This is a genomic window from Streptomyces sp. NPDC104367 (assembly GCF_055583825.1).
Genome location: NZ_JBVJND010000066.1, coordinates 1 through 18,955, shown reverse-complemented (window position 1 = coordinate 18,955; position 18,955 = coordinate 1). Strand labels below are relative to the sequence as shown.

The following is an 18,955-nucleotide window of genomic DNA, read 5'->3' as shown; positions in this document are numbered from 1 at the left end:
CCCCCAGGTCATCCGTTCGACAGGGGGACACAGTCATGCCGGGCCCGGAGGCCAGCGGCCCCATTGCGGAGCCGCGAAGAACATAACGGGGGCGGCCACCACCCCGGTTCTCCCCCGGTCTACGAACGCCGGCGGGGCTTGCCGCGCTTCGCGGGCTTCGCGGGCTTCGGCGACCTGGCGGGCCTCGCGGGCTTCCCCGACGTCGCTCGGGCCCGGCCCGACCGCGGCTGCTGGGACCGGTCGGCCGGTTCCTGCGTCTGGCGGCCGCGGGTGCTGTTGACCGTACGGCCGCGGACGATGCCGATGAAGTCCTCGACCATGTCGGTCGTGGCCTCCTCCGGCCAGGACAGGGCGACGGTCGACTGCGGCGCGTCGGTGAGCGGGCGGTAGGTGAGGTCCCGCCGGTGGTGGAGGCGGGCCAGCGACTGCGGGACGACCAGCAGGCCGACCCCGGCGGCGACCAGTTCCACCGCGTCCTCGGTGGTCGCGGGCCGCTCGAACGCGGGCTCGCCGGGCGGCGCGTCCCAGCCGAGGACGTCGTCGAGGGGGTGGAAGAGGACCTCGTCGGCGAGGTCGGCGACAGTGACCTCCTCGGCCGCCGTGATCACGTGGTCCTTGGGGACGACGACCACCGTGGTCTCGGTGTACAGGGGGATCGCGCTGAAGAACGTACGGTCCACGGGCAGCCGTACGAGACCCGCGTCCGCGTCGCCCGCGCGCAGCAGGTCGGGGACCTGGGCGGCCGGGACCTGGGCGAGCGCGAGGGGGACACCGGGCCGGCGCTCGTTCCAGATCCGCACCCATTTGGCGGGCGTCACGCCGGGGACGTACGCGAGCCTGAACGACGGTGTTTCCTCCGAGCCTGTCACCAGGCAAGGTTAACCGGCCGCGGCCGGCCGCCCGGCATCGGTCGTGGTCGGCGTCCCCGCGCCCGGCCGATACCCTTGACCTCATGAGTTCGCACCAGACCGCCCAGACGATGAAGCCCGCGACCGCGGCGAAGAAGCTGGGCGTGTACCTGCCCGCCACGCCCGCCGACTTCCAGGAGGGGGTCGTCTCGCGCGCCGAGCTGGGCGAACTCCAGGCCGCTCCGCCGCAGTGGCTGCTCGACCTGCGGGCCAACGGTCCGCACCCGCGTCCGGTGGTCGCGGCCAAGCTGGGCGTGTCCATCGCGGGCCTGGCGCGCGGCGGGGTGACGGAGGCGCTCACCACCGAGCAGATCGAGGCGCTCAAGCAGGAGCGGCCCGAGTGGCTGGAGAAGGAGCGCGCCACGCAGGCGGACGTCCGCAAGGAGACCGTGCGCCTGAAGAACCTGAAGCGCGAGAAGGAGTCGGGGCAGGCCTGACCCCCCGCCCCGCACGGCTTTCCGCACGGCCCCGGTCCAGGCGCTCCCGCCCTCGGACCGGGGCCGTCGCCGTACCCCGGCCGCCCGTCCGGGACAGACCCGGACGGGCCCGGCCAGACCCGTTGTCAGTGGCCTCGCCTACAGTCCCCACTACTTGATCACTGCGGTGCGGGGAGGCACGCATGGGGTGGGTGACGGCAGGGGACTACGAGGTAGCCCTGGAGAACGGAAAGGTGGTCTGCCGCAACGCGGCGGGGCGGCGGCTGAAGTCCGTGCCCGCCAAGCTGGCGGACGATCCGGCGGTGACGGGGCTGCGGCAGCTCACCGAGTGGCTGGAGCGCCACGAGCGGCAGTGCCTGGCCGATGTGGAGCGGTGGATGACCCGCTCGCTGCCGGTGCCGCTGGCGGTCCTGACCCGGGTCTGGCCGGACCCGGCCTGGCAGGCGGCGCTGCGCGACCTGGTGGTCACAGGTGCCGACGGCGAGGTCGCCGGGTTCCTGCGGGACGCCGACGACGGACGCGGGCTCGGTCTGGTCGACCTCGACGGCGACACCGTGCGCATCGCCCCCGAACTGGTCCGGCTGCCGCACCCGGTGCTCCTCGAAGACCTGGAGGAGCTGCGGGAGTTCGCCGTGGAGCTCGGTGTCGAGCAGAAGGCGCAGCAGCTGTTCCGCGAGGTCTGGCACCGCCCGGCCGCGCTGGACGCGGAGGCCGTCCAGGTCGACGAGTACGCCGGCGGGGTGTTCAAGGAGCTGCGGTTCCTGCACGGCAGGGCCACCCAGCTGGGGTACCGCGTGCGCGGTGGGTACGCGGTGTGCTCCGTGCTGGAGGAGGGCCGGGGGGTGGAAGCCCGGGTCTGGGTCGGTGACTTCGACGGCTACTACGAGACCGAGACCGGTCCGCTGGGGTGGACCGATCCGGCGGGGCGGACGCTGCGGCTCGGCCAGGTCGGGCCGGTCGCCTGGTCGGAGGGCATGCGGATGGCGGCGTCGCTGTACGCCGGGCGGGACATCGAGGACGAGGAGCGGGCGGCATGAGCACGTACGACGAGACCACCACGGCCGCGCTGCTCGACGCGGGCGCGATCCTGCCCCCGGGCACGACCGGGCGCGAGGACGCCGACGTCCTGACCGCCCGTACGTACACGCACCCCGCGCTGGACGAGCGCGCCGTGGTGCGCCTGGTGCCGGGCACCCTGGGCGAGGCCGAGGACCTCGCCCTGGAGTTCCTCGGCCTGGCCCGGGAGCCGCAGGCGCCGGAGATCGGCCAGGTGCGCCGCGAGACGCTCGGCTTCCCGGCCTGGGCGCTGGTCAACGACCCGGCCAACGGCCATCACGCGCTGGCGCTGGTCAAGGACGTCGAGCGGCTGGCCCGGCAGGCCAAGTCCAAGCCGGGCAACGCCAAGGAGGGCTTCGAGGCGCTCGGCGAGCGGCTGGGCCGGGCGGTGCCGCACTTCCTGCCCACGTTCTACGAGCAGGCCGCGCGGGTCTTCCTCCAGTACGAGAACACGACGTACGCGGCGGCCTTCTTCGGCAAGGCCCGTGAGGCCGAGCGGGTGCACGCCCTCGTGGTGGACGAGGAGCGGCAGCGGGCGGTGTTCCTGGAGTTCGCGTTCGCCGGGGCGCTCACGGTCAAGGCCCTCAAGGAGTATGTGAAGGACCTCGCGCGGCGGCTCGAACCGGCCACCGCCTGGGCGCAGTTCCGGCAGCTGACGGTGGAGCGCTGCGCGGCGGGGATGGCGCCGTACGCCTCGCTGCCGCAGGACGCGCGCGGGCTGGTCAAGGCGGCGAAGCTGGACCTGGAGACCGAGGAGTGCGCCCTGGTCGCCGACCTGCTCGCCTCCCCGGCCGCCGTACGGGCGCCCGCCTCCTTCTGGAACGCCTACCGCGCCGTGCTGCCGGCGCTGGCCGGGCGCCGGCCCGAGGTACGGGCGCGGCTGCTGGAGATCATGCCGGCGGGCCTGGGCCGGGAGGCGGCGGACGACGAGTTCTGGCTGGCGCTGCTGGCCGAGTGCGGGGCCGACCTGCTGCTCACCGGCGAGGCCGGGGCGCAGGACGGGCACGCGGAGACCGACGCGGCGGACTGGCTCAGCCGCTGGGCCGCGCACCGCAAGCACGGGGCGGCGTTCTCGAACCGCTCCGCGGCCACGCTGGCGCTCGTCGGGCGGATGGCGCCCCGGCTGCGCGCGGCCGGCCGGCCCGTCGACATCTTCACCGGGCGCTGGCAGAACGGCGCCGACATCGACCTGCTCGACCTGTGCGTGGCCGAGCGGATCCCGCTGACCGTCCCGGACACGGACATCAGCCTGCCCCTCGGCAACTGGCTGCGCGACGAGCGGCCCGGGCAGCGCGACCTGACGGCCACCGCGGCCGAACCCCGGTACCGCACCCTGCTGTTCCAGGCCGTCGACGCGCTCGGCAAGCGGCAGGGCACCGACCTGCCGAAGGTGGCGCAGCACCCGGTCCTCGGCGCAGTGCTGGTCGACTGGCTCCAGGAGACGACGGCCGCGTTCGCCTCCGCCACCGGGCTGCCCGGGGTCGACGCCGAACTGGACCGGCTGCGCCCGTTCCGGTCGGTGCTGGGCAAGAGCGCCCTCGCCGTGCGCCGGCTGACCGAGTACGACATCGTCCCGGTGCTCGGCCGCACGCTGCGCGCCGGTGTCCTCGACGAGCTGGGCTGGACCGCCCTGGACCAGGCGCTGGAACTGCTCGACGGCGAGGTCCGCAAGGACAAGGACGGGGACAACTCCCTTGCGGTGACCGAGGCGTGGCCCGCGCTGATCCTGGCGCGCGGGCACAAGGCGGTCGTCGTCGGCCCCGAGGGGCTGCTGCTCACCCACGAACTGCGGCTGCCCATCGAGCTGGACCGCTGGCAGCGGCCCCGGTTCCGGTACACGGACGGCGAGTTGCTGGTGATGTGGCGGCAGGGTTCGAAGCAGTACGGCTACTGGTCGTCGCGGCCGTCGGACGTCTTCACGGTCGGCGGCGAGCAGATCCCCGGCTGGTGGTCCGGGATGGACGCGGCCAACGCCTCGATACCGCTGCCGGGGGGCGGCACCGCCACCGGCGGCCGCACCCTGCACGCGGGGGACACGGTGCTGCCGCCGAGCCGCCCGATCCTGGGGGACGGCACCACGTACTGGCGCCAGGGCCGGCACGGCAGGCAGACGGTGTGGCTGGAGTACGACCCGGTGAGCGGTGAGCACGGCCGGGCCTCGCTGCCCGCGCTGCTGGCGTCGGCCGTCCGCGAGGGCACCTCGCTCCGGCACGGCTCCTGCGAGGTGCTGCCGCTGCGCCCCGGCCTGGAGAACAGCCCGTTCGGCACCGACGGCACGGTGCTCGGGCGGTGGGTGCGCACGGAGGGCGAGGGCGCCGAGGCCACGACGACCTCCGGCACGCCGGACGGCCGGACGGCGACCCTGCGGGCGGGCCTCGGCGGCCGGGTCCCGGGGGTGCCGCTGGGCGCGCTGCGGATGCCGGGCGGGGCCGAGCCGATCGCCGCGCAGATGTACCAGAGCGTGGCCCTGCACGCGGCGGACGGCACCGAGCTCGGGCGGGTCTCCTTCGGCGAGTCCGGCGGGTCGTACGCGGCCGGCACCCGGCTGGTGCCGCCGGTCGCGTTCTGGCACGCGCTGCGACCGCGCGACGAGCGCGGGTCGGCCGTGCTGCGGGCCCTGACCGACGAGTCGGCCCGGCAGCTGGTGCGGGTCACGGCGGCGGCGCTCGCCGAACGGCAGGAGGCGGTGACCCGCGCGGGCCAGGACCAGCGGGCCAGGGCCGCCGTCCCGGGCGCCGACGCGGTCGCCTCGGCCGCCGTGGCGAAGGCGCTGCCCGGACTGACCGACCGGCGGCTGCTGCGCGGTGTCACCTCTCTGGTCCGTGCCGCGCTGCGCGTCGCCGAGGCGACCACGGCCCTGGTGACGCCCCCGAAGGAGCGGCCGGAGCAGCCCCGGCAGCGGACCGCGGGCATGTTCGCCGACTACCGGCCGAAGCACGGTGAGGACCGGACCCTGGCGCACGCCGTGTCGGGCATCGCCGGGCTCCAGAACTCGTGGCAGCGGGACTGGAACACGCTGCGGCAGATCCGCGCGGTGAACCACGTGCTGTCCGGGAAGGCCGCCGACGGCAAGCCGCTGCCCGGCCGCGACCGGCTCGTCGTCGGTGACGGCTGGCGGAGCGAGGAGCACACGGTCCCCGGTATCGGGATGGTGTGGCCGCCGCTCCTGGGGGTCCTGCGGCCGCTCGCCCTCCGGGCCGCCTCGCCCGCCCTCGACGACGAGCGACGGGAGCCGCTGCGCCTGCTGTTCGAGGCGCTGACCGAGGGTCCGCTGCCGGGGCTCGGGCACACGCTGCGCGAGATCGTGCTGACCGAGCGGCACGACAAGCAGCAGCGGACGGGGCAGGTGCTGCGCCGCGGCGGCCGTACGGTGGTCGTGCTCGGCTGCCAGTCCGTCGACCACGCGCAGGGCCGGGTCCACTGGCTGGCCCTGGACCACGACCCGTCCGGCGCGTTCGGCCCGGTCGGGGACTTCACGCTGGCCGCCGAGACCAGGTACGCCCCGGGCATCCCGGCGGACCGCCTCGCCGAACTGACCCGGCTGGTCCGGGAGAAGGGCGGCGCGCCCTGGTCCGCCGACGCTCCCGAGGCGCTGGTGGCGGCGACGGACGGCGGGCTCGGCGTCCTCCAGGCCACCGTGCTGCTGGCCGGACTGCCGGAGGCGCCGGCCGCCGAGGGCCTGGCCGTGATCGGACTGAAGCCCCGCCAGCGGGAGTTCGGCGCCGAACTGCTGAACTCGCTCGCCGTGGAGGACCGGCGGGCCCTGCTCGGCGCGCTGCTGCCGGACGACCCGGCCGACCTGTGGACGACGGGACCGGACACCGCGGCGGCGGGCCGGCTGTGGGCCGAGCGCCTGGGCACCCTGGTGCGCCTGCCGGAGGACCTCAGCGCCGATCTCGCCGGGACGGGCAGCAGGTACGCCGAGGCCGTGCTCAACCCCGCGCGCACCGCGTGGCTCAGCCGCACCACCGTGCTGCGCCCCGACAAGGACGGCGACCTGGTGCCCGCGGACCCCGCGGCGGTGCCCGGACAGCACTCGCTGACCGGGGCCGTGCAGAGCCTCGCCGCGCTGGCGTACGTGCTGCCGTACGGTCATCCGCTGCGGGCCGCGCTGCCGGCGGGCCTGGCCGCGCTGCGCCGCCGGCTGACCGACCCGGAGCTGCTGCTCGACATCGACGTCAAGTGGACGGAGAAGGGCGGCCCGACCGCCGTCGAGCTGCGCAAGGCGTACGGCCTGCCCACGACCGGGGGCGGCGACGCGCACGGTCTGACGCGGGCCGGGGACGCGCTGGTGCTGCGCCCCTGGTACTCGGACATGGAGACCGTGCTGCTGCGGCCGGCCGCGCTGAGCGGCCCGGACGACCCGGTCCTCGGGCTCCTCGAAGGCCTGGTCGGTCCGGGCCGGGGAGCCGGGCCGCGGACGCTGCGGACCATTCTCGGCGAGGACCTCGCCGGCGCGCTCGCGGCCGACGGGCCCGCGGGGCACGCCCAGGACCCCACGGTCGGCGTGCCCGCGCTGGTCGCCGAGGTCGCGGCGGCGCGGGGCCTCGGCGCGGACGCGGCGGCGCTCTACCTCCAGCTGCTGGCGCTGCCCGACCCGACCGACCGCAACTGCGCGCGCTGGACCGGCTGGAAGCCCGCCCGTATGAAGAAGGCGCGCGCCGAGCTGGCGGCGACCGACCTGGCCGTGGAGGCGAAGCGGCCCCGGGCCGGGCGCACCCTGTTCCTGCCCTGCGGCTGGCGCGACCTGAAGGCCCCGGCGCTGCCGGTGGAGACCTGGAAGGAAGGCCTCTACCCGGTCCCCGACGGCAACCGCGCCCTCCCGCTGGTCCCGGTGCCGGAGCTGTTCGCCCGCGCCTGGGAGCGGGTCCGGGCCGGGGACGCGCCCGCCTACGAGGAGCTGACGACGCGCGCCACCCGCAGAGGCCGCCGATGACCACGATCCGTACCACCATCCGCACCACCGAAGGACAACCGCCGATGAGCGCCGCTCCCCTCCGCCAGATCGTCCCGCCCGAGGACCGGTACGCCACCGAACTGGCCTTCCTCGCCGCCTACGACGCCGGGCCGCGCCCGCCCGCCTGGCGGCTCACGCCCCGGGCCGTCGTCACCTTCGTGATGGGCAGCGGCGGCCAGGCGCTGAAGCTGCCCGACGACGCCGTGGCGCCGGAGGGCGTGCCGCGCCGTCTGACGGTGGAGGGCAAGTTCGTCGGCGACCGGGCCCTGGTCGAGCGCTGTGTGGTGACCCTCGCGGGCGAGCGGGGTCTGCTGCTGGTCGGCGAACCCGGTACCGCCAAGTCGATGCTGTCCGAGCTGCTGTCCGCCGCCGTGTGCGGCACCAGCGGCCTGGTCGTGCAGGGCACCGCGGGGACGACGGAGGACCAGCTCAAGTACGGCTGGAACTACGCCCTGCTGCTCGCCCAGGGCCCCAGCCGGCAGGCCCTGGTCCCGTCCCCCGTCCTGACCGCGATGTCCCGTGGCGCCCTCGCCCGCGTCGAAGAGGTCACCCGCTGCCTGCCGGAGGTCCAGGACTCGCTGGTGTCGCTGCTGTCCGAGCGGCGCATCGCGGTGCCCGAACTGTCCGGCACCGACGACGCGCTGGCCCACGCGGCCCCCGGCTTCAACCTCATCGCCACCGCCAACCTGCGGGACAAGGGCGTCTCGGAGATGTCGGCGGCGCTCAAGCGGCGCTTCAACTTCGAGACCGTGGGCCCGATCCCGGACCTCGACGCCGAGACCGCGCTGGTGCGGGGCCAGGCGCGGGCGTCGGTGGAGCGGGCCGGGGCCCCCTTCCAGGTCGACGACGCGGTGCTGGAGGCCCTGGTCACCGCCTTCCGCGACCTGCGCGAGGGACGGTCCGCGGAGGGCTGGGAGGTGGAGCGTCCGTCGACCGTGATGAGCACGGCGGAGGCGGTGTCGGTGGCGGGCGCGCTGGCTCTGGCCTCGGCCTACTTCCCCGGTGACCGGGACGTCCTCGGCCTGCTCCCGGGCCATCTGCTCGGCGTCGTGCGCAAGGACGACCCGGCCGACGCGGCCCGGCTGCGCGGCTACTGGGACGGTCCGGTGCGACGGCGCGCGGAGCAGGGTTCGGCCACCTGGCGCACCCTGTGGGACCTGCGTACGGTCCTGGAGGCCTGACACCGTGCACCCCACCACCCCCGACGAGGCCCTCGCGGCCCTCACCGACCCGGCGGCACCGTTCCTGATCGGTGTCCGGCACCACGCGCCCTCGCTGGCCGCGGCCGTGCCCGCGCTGCTGGACGCCGCGAAGCCGGACGTGCTGCTCGTGGAGCTGCCGGCGGAACTCCAGGACTGGCTGCCGTGGCTGGCCCACGAGGACACCCGGGCCCCGGTGGCCCTGGCCGCGGCACCGCCCGACGGCAGCGGCGGCCCGGCGTTCTACCCGTTCGCCGAGTTCTCCCCCGAGCTGGCGGCGGTGCGGTGGGCCGCGCGGAGCGGGGTGCCGACGGTCGCCTGCGATCTGCCTCTGGCGGACCGCGGGTGGCGGGAGCGGGACACCGCGGCGCAGGGCCCGGGCCGTCTCTCGGCCGCCCTGCGCTCCCAGCTGACGGGCCGTCCGGGCGACGACCTGTGGGACCGCCTGGTGGAGGCCGCCGCGCCGGGTTCCACACCGGAGGCGCTGCGCCGGGCGGCGCTGCTGACGGGGTGGGCGCTGCGGGCGGAGTCCACCGTGCCGGAGGTGGATCTGCGGCGCGAGGAGTGGATGCGGGCCCGGCTGGCCGAGGCGACGAAGGGCGGCGAGCGGGCGGCTCTGGTGGTCGGCGCCTTCCACACCCCGGCGCTGGTGGGACCGTCCGGGGACGCGGAGCCGCGTCCGGGGAGCGGCTCCCGGCCCGTGGCCGGGACCGGCCCCGGACCGTCGGCGGCCGCGTGGACCACCTCCCTCATCCCCTACACGTACGCCCTTCTGGACGAGCGCTCCGGCTACCCGGCCGGCATCCGCGACCCCGAGTGGCAGCACATGGTCCTCGAAGCGGCCGGCGACCCTGCGGTCCTGGCGGACACGCTGACCCGGGCCGCCGTCCGCATCTGCGCGGAGCTCCGCTCGCAGGGCCACCCCTCGGGCCCGGCCGACGCCAGGGAGATCACCCGCCTGGCAGGTGACCTCGCCCGCCTCCGCGGCCTCCCGGCCGCGGGCCGCGGCGAGCTGGTCGAGGCCGTCCAGACGGTCCTGGCGCAGGGCGAGCCGTACGGCAGGGGCCGGGCCGTCGCCAGGGCGATGGAGAGCGTGCTGGTGGGCAACCGCTTCGGCCGCCCGGCCCCCGGTGCGCCCCGCAGCGGTCTCGCCCCCGACGTGGAGGCCGAGCTCGCCGAACTCGACCTGCCCGGCCCGGCGGACGGCGGCTCCGCAGCGGCCCGCGACCTCCGGCTCGACCCGCTCCGCTCGGACCTGGACCGCCGCCGCGAACTGCTGCTGCGGCGACTGGAGTTGTGCTCGGTGCCGTACGCCGAGTCCAGGGCGGTGACCGGTACCGGCGGCGCCGACGCGCTCACCTCCCGCTGGGAGGTCCGCTGGACACCGGCCACGGCGGCGATGCTGACGGCGGCCGGGGTCCGTGGCGTCACCCTGGTCCAGGCGGCGGAGGGGCTGCTGCGCGAGCTGAGCCGCAGGGAGCGGGACGCCGGCGGACCGACGGCCGCCCAGGTGCTCGACGGCCTGGAGCAGGCGGCCCGGTGCGGTCTGCCCGGGCTCGTGGACGAACGGCTCGGCGACAGCGCCGACGTGCTCCCGGACTCCGGCACCCTGCCGGAACTCCTCGCCGGGCTGGCCCTGTTGGACCGGCTGCGGGCCGGTCACATCGCGGGGCTCGACGCGGACGGGGACCGTACGGCCGAGGTCGTCGCCGTCGCCGAGCTGCTGACCTCCGCCGCGGTGCGCCAGGTGGACGGGCTCACCGGTTCCGAGGACCCGGCGGACGCCCGGGCCCTGCTGGAACTCGCCCACCGGGCGGACCTGTTGGGCGGCATCCGGCTCACGGACGCGCTGGCCCGGCTGGCGGCCGGCGGCTCGCCGTTGATGCGGGGTGCCGCCGGAGCCGTACGTGTGCTGCTCGGCCAGGAGGATCCGGAGGACTTCGGCGGCCGGGTCGCCTCCTGGGTGGACGGGGCCGTCGACGCCGACTCGCGGACGGCCCTGACGGCTCGGCTGGCCGGGCTGCTGGCGGCCGCCGGGCGGCTGCTGGAGTCGGCCGCACCGGCGCTGGAACCCCTCGTGAACCGGGTGGCGGAGCTGTCCGACCGGGACTTCCTCGACCGGCTTCCCGCCCTGCGCGGCGGTTTCGACACGCTGAGCCCGGCCGACCGCGAGCGCCTGCTCACCGGCGTCGAGGCACGTCTGGGCACCGACCGCGTGGCCGACACCGGAGCGATCGACCCGGTGGCGCTGGCCACATGGACCCACGCGGACCTCGCCGCCCGTGAAAACCTGCGCGCACTGGGCCTGTTGCCCCCGCCCCGGGCACAACTCCCCGAGCCGGGAACCGTGGTCACCGCCCCGGCCACGGAGGCGAACCGCCTCTCCCCCGCCGACCGCTGGCGGCTGCTGCTCGGCCGCCGCGCCGACCGGCTGCCCCAGTCCGCGAGGGCGTTGGCGACCGCGCTGGACGAGCTGTACGGCAGCGGGCGCGGCGAGGGCAGCCGGGGCGACCTCGTCGGCGGGCGCGGCCGTGAGGCGCCGTATCCGGGGGTGCGGGAGTGGTCGGAGGAGCTGGCCGCGCTGTTCGGGCCGGGCATCCGGGAGGAGGTGCTCGCGGCGGCCGCCTCGACGGGCCGCCAGGACGTGCTGGCCGAGCTCGATCCGGAGCGGGTGCGGCCCTCGGTGGACCTGTTGCGGTCGGTGCTGCGGCACGCGGGCGGGCTGCCCGAGGCCCGGCTGGCCGCGCTGCGCCCGCTGGTCCGGCGGCTGGTGGACGCGCTGACGCGGGAGCTGGCCACCCGGTTGCGTCCCGCGCTGCACGGCACCGCCCTGCCGCGCCCCAGCCGGCGCCCGGGCGGCGGCCTCGACCTGCCCCGTACGCTGCGGGCCAACCTGGCCACCGCGCGCCGCGCCGCCGACGGCACGGTCCAGGTGATCCCGGAGCGTCCCGTCTTCCGGACCCGGGCACGGCGGGCGGCGGACTGGCGGCTGATCCTGGTGACCGACGTGTCGGGCTCGATGGAGGCGTCGACGGTCTGGGCGGCGCTCACCGCCTCGGTGCTGGCCGGGGTGCCGACCCTGTCGACGCACTTCCTGGCCTTCTCCACCGAGGTCATCGACCTGACCGACCACGTCGAGGACCCGCTGTCGCTGCTGCTGGAGGTCAGTGTCGGCGGCGGCACCCACATCGCCGCCGGGCTGCGGCACGCGCGGGAGCTGGTGACCGTGCCGTCCCGCACGCTCGTGGTCGTGGTCAGCGACTTCGAGGAGGGCTATCCGGTCGGCGGACTGCTCGCCGAGGTCCGGGCGCTGGTCGGGGCGGGCTGTCACGTCCTGGGCTGTGCGAGCCTCGACGACTCGGGGCGCCCCCGCTACTCCACCGGGGTCGCGGGACAGCTGGTCGGCGCCGGGATGCCGGTGGCCGCCCTCAGTCCGCTCGAACTGGCCCGCTGGGTAGGGGAGAAGATCGCATGAGCACGGAACTGCCCGCCGTCGCACCGGCGGTGACCGCAGAGCTGGTCGCGGCGCTGACGCCCCGGCTGCGCAAGCGGCTGGACGCGGGGGTCGCCAAGCTGGCGGACCGCCCGGTCGTCCGGGACGGCGACACGGTACGCATGACCGTCGACGACGAGGGGTCGCAGCTCGAACTGCACGCCCCCGGGGGCGTGGTGGCGGACGTGGCGGCCATCCGCTGCGGCTGTCTGCTGGCCCCGGACTGCCTGCACCGGGCGGCGGCGGCTTCGGCGGCACCGGTCGCGGACACGGACACGGCACCCTCAGCCACGGCCCCGGACCCGGACCCGAACTCGGCCCCGGACTCGACTGCATCCGCCTCCTCGACTGCATCCGCCTCCTCGGCTGCATCCGCGTCCGCGTCCGGAGGTCCCCCGAAGCCGACCCACGGCGCACCCGTGTCAGAGGTGTCCGAATCCGAGCCGGAGTCCGAGTCGTCCGCGACCCCCGCCCAGCACGCGGCCGCGCGAGCCCTGTTCGCGGCCGGGGCCGCGGTGCTCGACGCCGGTACGGACGGTGCCGGCGCCGTGCTCCAGGCCGAGTTGCTGCGCGCCGCCCACACCGCGCGCCTCGCGGGGCTCCCCCGGGCCGCCGCGGCGGCGGTCTCCGTGGTCACGGCGTTGCGCGCGGCCCGCGCGGCCGACCCGGCGTTCCGGCTCACCGACCTCGTCGCCGCCCTGACGGAGGCCCTGTCGGTGGCCCACCGCATCCCCTCCGCCACCGGCCCGGAGCTGACCCGGCTGCGCGGCACCGCACGGCAGCCGTACACCCCGGACGGTTCGCTGCGACTGTACGGGCTGTTCTCGGAGCCGGTGCTGACCGCGAGCGGTTACGCGGGGGCCGTCACCTGGACCGCCGATGCGGAGGGCCGTCTGTACACCGTCTCGGACGTGGCCCCGGGCGGCCCCGGCCGGGCGGTGGGCGCCGCCGACCGGGCGGTGCGCATCGGCGACACGGCGCTGTCGCACCGCGAGTTGTCGCGGGCGGGCCTCGCGGTGTCCGGGGCGACCGTGTCGCCGACCGGGCGGCTGGGCGCGGGCGCCGGGGTACGGGCGGTGCGCGCGTCCGGCGCGCAGTGGCGGGCCGAGCCGCTGGACCGGCTGTGGGCGGTGCCCGTGGCCGAGCAGGTGGCGCGGTGTCTGGGCGGCGGGCACGACCTGCTGTTCCTGGAGGTGACGCTGGTCGGCGCGGTGCGCGAGGCGGCGGGCGACTGTCTGCTGGCCGACTGCGACGGCACACCGCTGCGGCTGACGGCGGCACACGACCATCCGGCGCTCCCGCACCGCGACAACCTGCGGCTGCTGGCCGCCGCGGGAGGGAGCCGGCTGCGTGTGACAGCCCGTCTCGCACCGGCCCCGCACGCCCGTGCCCAGCTGCTCGCGGCCGAGCACCCGACGCTCGCGGGGAACCGTGTCGACCTGGGTCTGGACCGGCTCCAGCACGCGGACCTGCCGGCGCCCGGTCCGTCCGTCACCGTGCCGCCGCCCCAGGAGGCGCCCCTGCACCTGCTGCGCCGCCGGGTCGAGCAGGCGGCCTCGGGAGGACGCCGGGTGCTGGCCTTCCCGGGCGACACGTCCGTGGACACCCGCCAGTTGGACCGGAACGGTCTCGGTACGGCCGGTGACGTCCTCGACGCGTTGCTCGGCGCGGCGGCGGAGCGTTCGCGCGACGCCTTCGGCCGCCTCCTGCCGGCGGACACCGGCCGGTTCGCGACGGCGTGGCTGACCGCGGCGCGGTACACGGACGAGGTCGACCGGGCGCTGTGCGCGGCCGCGTGGGGAGGGTGAGCCCGCACGACGGCATGACGCGGGCCGCCGCTCCCCCGTGCCGGCGGCCCGCGTGGCCGGAGCCCGCGCCCGCGGTGCCGGCTCCCGGTTGAAGCATGCGACACCTGACTGTTGCCGGGGTATGCGTATAACTGCGTAGGGGCAGGGGCAGAGAGGAACTCGTGGTACTCGGGCTGGACAGGGCCTACGAACGTCTCACCGCGCTGGCCGTGGCCGCGCTCAACGAACGTGAGCCCGAGCGGTTGTGGCCGCTCCTCGGTGACGCCCTGACCGACCTGTGCGGCGGGGACACGCTCATCTACAAGCTGGACGAATGGAGCGAGGGCAAGGGCACGCTGGGTCTGTCACCGGCGGCCGCGGCGGACCTGGGCCGGGTCGGCGACGAGGCGCTGGACGTGCTGCGCACGGGCTACCCGTTCGCCCACCACTACGCGGCGGGCCTCGGCCGTACGCCCGTCACGGCCGGGCGGCTCGTGGGCCGGGCCTGGCGGGTGAGCGAGACCGCGCGGGTCCTCGGCGGCGCGCTGGACCTCGATCAGGTGCTGGCGCTCCCGCTGCCCGGCACCGTCGCGCCGATCACGGGATGCCTGGTCTACCGCTCGGGTGCGGACTTCTCCGACGACGAGGTGAGGATCGCCGAGCGCGCCCAGCCGTTGCTGACCGCCGTCGACGGGCAGCGCCGGCTGCTGGAGCAGTGGCGGCGGCTGGCCGCGACGGCGACGGACGACCCGGAGGAGCGGGCGGCGGAGTGCGCGCTGACGCCCCGTGAACTCACCGTCCTGCACCTGCTCACCGACGCGCTGACCGCCGACGCGATCGGCCGACGGCTCGGCATCTCGGCGCGGACGGTGCACAAGCACGTCGAGAACATCTACCGCAAGCTCGGCACCCGCGACCGGCTGGGCACCGTCCTGCACGCCCAGCGGCTGGGCCTGGTCCCGGGCCCGGACCAGTCGCCGCCGGCCGCCGCGCCGGAGAAAACCGCGTGGACGGCGCCCCGGTTCGCGCGGCAGAGTGGCCGCCCGTGACGAGCAGCGAACTGTGGAGCCGTGCGACGGCGGAGCGCTACGACGCGGAGTCGACCGACATGAGCTCGGCCGCCGTGCTGGGTCCGACGGTCGACTTCCTGGCCGCACTCGCCGGCGCCGGCCGGGCCCTGGAGTTCGCGATCGGGACCGGCCGGGTCGGCGTTCCGCTCCGGGAGCGCGGTGTGCCCGTGGCGGGCATCGAGCTCTCGGGGCCCATGGCGGCCGTCCTGCGCCGGAAGGCCGACGAACGGACGCTGCCGGTCGTGATCGGCGACATGGCGACGGCCACCGTGCCCGGTGAGTTCACCCTGGTCTACCTGGTCTTCAACACGATCTCGAACCTGCTCACCCAGGACGAACAGGTCGAGTGCTTCCGCAACGCGGCCCGGCATCTGGCTCCCGGCGGCCGGTTCGTGATCGAGCTAGGGGTGCCGCCGCTCAGGCTGCTGGCGCCCGGTCAGGTGGCGGTGCCGTTCGACCTCTCCGACGGGCACCTCGGCTTCGACACCTTCGACCTGGCGGAGCAGATCCTGGTCTCGCACCACCTGACCCGCGACACCGACGACGGCCGCTACCGCCGCGACGCCTCCCGCCACCGGTACGCGTGGCCGGCCGAACTGGACCTGATGGCGCGCATCGCGGGCCTCGCCCTGGAACGACGCGTGGCGGACTGGGACGGCGCCCCGTTCACCGGACACTCCACGAAACACATCTCGGTCTGGCGCAAGCCGGTGCGGCCGGCCTGATCCGCCGGACGGCCGGCCAGGGGCGGGCGCCGTGACCGATCTCGGTCAGAGGAGGCCGGCGAAGCGGAGGAAGTCGGTGATGGTGCGTACCGGGCGGCCGTTCGGGAGGCGGACGCCCCTGGCCGGGGTCCAGCTCGTCTGGTGGGTGTAGGAGCCGGGGTCCTTGCGGATCTGGCCGACGATGGTCTCGGCGACGATGCGGCTGCCGACCTCGCCGAGGCGCCGGCCCAGCTCCCGCACCTCCGACTCCTTCAGCACGTAGAACCAGAGCGGGGTCCGCTCGAAGAGGCCTCCCGCGGCCAGGGCGTTCTTGACCGGGTCGCTGGTGCCGTGCTCCAGTTCCGCGCGGCTGAGGGGGGTCACGCCGAGGGCCTGGGCCACCGCCTGCCCGGTGGGGGCGGCCGGCCGGTAGCCGCGCAGGAGGTTGCGCTGGGCGAGTTGCTTGAGCAGGTTCCTGATGCGTTCGGGCAGGCCGGGGTCGTCACGGGCGGTGCGAACGGTCCGTCGCCGTAGACGGAGTCGAGGTTCAGGGCCGGGATGCGCAGGTTCTCCAGCTTCTTGACCACGTCCTTCGGCGGCACGGGCGACGGGTTCTCGTCGGTGATGCTGATCACCAGGTCGCGGTCGGTCGCGGCCGTCAGGTCGTGGTCGACGAACTGACCCCAGTAGGTGTAGACCGGCGGGATCGGCGAGTTGAGTTCCGGGGCGGCCGCCTCGTCCGGGGCGGCCGCCTCGTCCGGGGTCTCCACCATCGCCGAGCCCAGCGCGAGCAGCGCCTTGACCACCTTCGCGACATCGTCCTGCGGCAGGTGCCGGTCCGGGAACCTCCTCGCGAGGTCGGGGAACAAGTAGTCGAAGGCTGTGGTGCCGACGTGTGCGGCGGCGTCGGCGGACCCCTGGACCACCGCGCCGCGCATGCTCAGGCTCTCCTGGGTCTGGGCGGTCTTCTCCGCCTCGTCCGCGCCGTCGGAGATCGCGTGCCCGCCGTGCGTGAGGTTCGTGATCACCCGCCGAAACTGTCCCTGCTCAGCCATGTCTCCTGCCCTTCCGGTCCGGGGACACGGGAGTCTTGCCGAGCACCCTTGGCGCGGCTTCGGGGAACTCCCTGCCTCCGCCGGGGAGTCGGTACGCCGGGCGCCTGAGCTGCGGACCGGCCGGGACGCCTACGCCGGCCGCCGCACGGGCGGCGCCGGATGCGCCCGCAGGTCCTACGCGCCGTGGGCGCACCGGGCGGTCGAAACCGTACGGAAGCGGTCGTAAGACCGTCCCGACCGCTCTCCCCGACCGCCCTTGCGGGGGCAGCATGGGGAGATGACGGACCACCGCGGGGCGGCGGCGGGCGGACGGGGGCGTCATGAGGGAACGGGCGACGACCGGCGTGCCGGCGGGCGGGGCGGACCGCGCTCCGGTGCCCGCGCCGGATGACTCCCCGGTCGGCCGGCACTCCGAGCGGGAACTGGTGAACGGGCTGGTGGACGCCCTGCCGCGGCGGGGTGGCGCGCTGCTGCTGTGCGGTGAGCCGGGGATCGGCAAGAGCACGGTGCTGCGCCACGCGGTCGCGCGCGGCCGGGACGTCGGGGTGCTGTGGGCCTGCGGGGTGGAGTCGGAGGCCGTGCTGCCGTACGCGGTGCTCGCCGATGTGCTGCTGCCGCTCCGCCGCCGCTTCGGCGAGCTGCCGCCGGCGCAGCGCAGGGCCGTCGAGGGCTGTCTCGCGCTCACGGACACGGACGCGGCCGGGGCGAACCCGTACGCGGTGTGCGCGGGCGCGCTCGGGGTGCTGGCGGCGGCCGGTGAGGCGCGCCCGCTGCTGGTGCTCGTCGACGACCTGCACTGGGCCGATCCCTCCTCGCGCCAGGTCCTGGAGTTCGTGGCCCGGCGGCTGGGCACGGAGCGGGTGGCGCTGGTCATGGCGGCGCGCGGGGGCCGGGAGGAGGACCGGGTCCGGGAGTGTGTGCCGCACACGACGCTGGGTCCGCTGACGGACGACGAGTGCTGGACGCTGTTGCGGCGCCAGGCGCTCGGCCGGGCGGACCGGGCGGCGGGCCGGATCGTGCGGCTGGCGGGCGGCAACCCGCTGGTGCTGGTGGAGTACGCGGCGGCACTGAACCGGGCGCGGGCGTGCGGCGCCGAGCCGTGGGACGACTCGTGGGAGGCGCCCGGGCCGCTGGTGGAGCGGGCGTGGCGCGGGCAGTTGCGGATGCTGCCGCCGCGCGGCCGGGAGGCACTGGTGTACGTCGCGGCCAGCCGGACTCCGCAATGGCCGCTGTTGCAACGGGCGTTGGCTTCGGACGGGCTCACGGCCGCCGATCTGGACCCGGCCGAGGCGGCCGGGCTGGTACGACTGCGGGGCGGAGCCTGCGAGTTGCGGCATCCCGTACTGCGCCCTGTGGTGCTGGGGCAGTGCGCCACGGCCCGGCGGCTGGAGGTCTACGGAAGGCTGGCGGACCTGAGTTCGGGCGAACTCCGGACCTGGTACCTGGCCGCCGCCGCGCCCGGCCCGGACGAGCCGGTCGCCGCCCGGCTGGCGTCCGACGCCCGGCGGGCGCGGCAGCGCGGGGCGCCGGCGGCCGCCGCGCCGGCCTGGCACCGGGCGGCCGAGCTGTCACCGGACCCCGCGGACGCGGCCCGCAGGCTGTTCGAAGCGGCGCACGACGCGTTCTACGGCGGTACGACGCGTGACGCCGCCGAGTGGTGCGAACAGGCGCTGGCGCACAGCCGGGACCCGTTGCTCACCGCGGACATCGAGCTGCTGCGCGGCCAGATCTGCACCTGGCTGGGAGACGCCGGCCGCGCGCACCGGCTGCTGGTCGGCGCCGCCCGGACGGTGGAGCCGGTGGACCGCTCGCGCGCCTCGCAGCTGTACGGTGCCGCGGTGGTGCCCGCGACGATGGACGGGCGGATCGACGACGCCTGCGAAATCGCCGCGCTCGGGAAGGAGCTGGCGAAGGACACGCGGGACGCCGTGCGCCGGCGGGCCGCCGTGATGCACGCACGGGCGCAGGTGCTGGGCGGCGACGTGGGCGCGGGCCGTACCGCCCTGCTCGCGCTGCTGGAGGAGGTCCGGCCGCACGGCGGAACCGGCCCCGAGGAACGTCGGCTGACGATGGAGACAGCGCAGGGCCTGTCCTGGACCGACGAGGGGGACCTCGCGCGCCGCGCGCTGGACACGGTGATCGAGGGGATGCGCCGCGACAACGCGCCCGCCCTGCTCCCCTACGCGCTGCTGGCACGGGGGGGTGCCTCTATGTCTTCCGTCAAGGCACCCCTGTCGGGTTTGGTGTGGTTCGGTGTTGCTGGGGTTATGCGGCGAGCTCGATGTCCGT

At 75.9% G+C, this 18,955-nt stretch carries 12 protein-coding genes; 9 read left to right on the top strand and 3 right to left on the bottom strand.

The window, feature by feature from the left end; translation table 11 throughout:
- Positions 1-119 precede the first annotated feature (119 nt).
- Positions 120-869 (bottom strand): LysR family substrate-binding domain-containing protein, encoded by a 750-nt coding sequence (locus tag ACZ619_RS45030; RefSeq protein ID WP_469611790.1) that lies wholly within the window; start codon positions 867-869, stop codon positions 120-122.
- Positions 870-952: 83 nt separating this feature from the next.
- Between ACZ619_RS45030 and ACZ619_RS45025 the strand changes: the two genes are divergently transcribed.
- From ACZ619_RS45025 to ACZ619_RS44990, 8 genes are all read left to right on the top strand, one after another.
- A complete protein-coding gene (locus ACZ619_RS45025; RefSeq protein WP_469611789.1) occupies positions 953-1,345 on the top strand; it encodes a DUF5997 family protein in 393 nt (130 codons plus the stop codon).
- A 182-nt stretch (positions 1,346-1,527) separates the two neighbouring features.
- Positions 1,528-2,382 carry a DUF4132 domain-containing protein gene (locus ACZ619_RS45020; RefSeq protein WP_469611788.1) on the top strand — a complete coding sequence of 285 codons (855 nt, stop codon included), beginning with the start codon at positions 1,528-1,530 and terminating at the stop codon, positions 2,380-2,382.
- Positions 2,379-7,337: a hypothetical protein gene (locus ACZ619_RS45015; RefSeq protein WP_469611787.1), complete on the top strand. Its 4,959-nt coding sequence runs from the start codon at positions 2,379-2,381 to the stop codon at positions 7,335-7,337. Before ACZ619_RS45020 ends, ACZ619_RS45015 begins: the two co-directional genes overlap by 4 nt.
- A 44-nt stretch (positions 7,338-7,381) precedes the next feature.
- Positions 7,382-8,539 carry an ATP-binding protein gene (locus ACZ619_RS45010; protein WP_469611786.1) on the top strand — a complete coding sequence of 386 codons (1,158 nt, stop codon included), beginning with the start codon at positions 7,382-7,384 and terminating at the stop codon, positions 8,537-8,539.
- Between the two features lie 4 nt (positions 8,540-8,543).
- Positions 8,544-12,032, top strand: a complete 3,489-nt coding sequence (locus ACZ619_RS45005; protein ID WP_469611785.1) for a DUF5682 family protein — start codon at positions 8,544-8,546, stop codon at positions 12,030-12,032.
- Positions 12,029-13,858: a hypothetical protein gene (locus tag ACZ619_RS45000; RefSeq protein WP_469611784.1), complete on the top strand. Its 1,830-nt coding sequence runs from the start codon at positions 12,029-12,031 to the stop codon at positions 13,856-13,858. The genes ACZ619_RS45005 and ACZ619_RS45000 overlap by 4 nt, the downstream gene beginning before the upstream one ends.
- A 161-nt stretch (positions 13,859-14,019) precedes the next feature.
- A complete protein-coding gene (locus ACZ619_RS44995) occupies positions 14,020-14,886 on the top strand; it encodes a helix-turn-helix transcriptional regulator (RefSeq protein ID WP_469611783.1) in 867 nt (288 codons plus the stop codon).
- Entirely contained in the window at positions 14,883-15,632 is a 750-nt protein-coding gene (locus ACZ619_RS44990) for a methyltransferase domain-containing protein (protein WP_469611782.1), read from the top strand. The genes ACZ619_RS44995 and ACZ619_RS44990 overlap by 4 nt, the downstream gene beginning before the upstream one ends.
- 45 nt (positions 15,633-15,677) lie before the next feature.
- Here ACZ619_RS44990 and ACZ619_RS44985 read toward each other — a convergent pair whose 3' ends face one another.
- Both ACZ619_RS44985 and ACZ619_RS44980 read right to left on the bottom strand, forming a co-directional pair.
- Positions 15,678-15,995 (bottom strand): hypothetical protein, encoded by a 318-nt coding sequence (locus ACZ619_RS44985; protein WP_469611781.1) that lies wholly within the window; start codon positions 15,993-15,995, stop codon positions 15,678-15,680.
- Complete coding sequence (locus ACZ619_RS44980) at positions 15,992-16,666, bottom strand: hypothetical protein (RefSeq protein ID WP_469611780.1); 675 nt, start codon at positions 16,664-16,666, stop codon at positions 15,992-15,994. Before ACZ619_RS44980 ends, ACZ619_RS44985 begins: the two co-directional genes overlap by 4 nt.
- A 374-nt stretch (positions 16,667-17,040) precedes the next feature.
- On the opposite strand from ACZ619_RS44980, the gene ACZ619_RS44975 reads away from it, so the two are divergent.
- Positions 17,041-18,955 (top strand): AAA family ATPase (locus ACZ619_RS44975; RefSeq protein WP_469611779.1); only part of this gene is annotated, 1,915 nt, incomplete at its 3' end.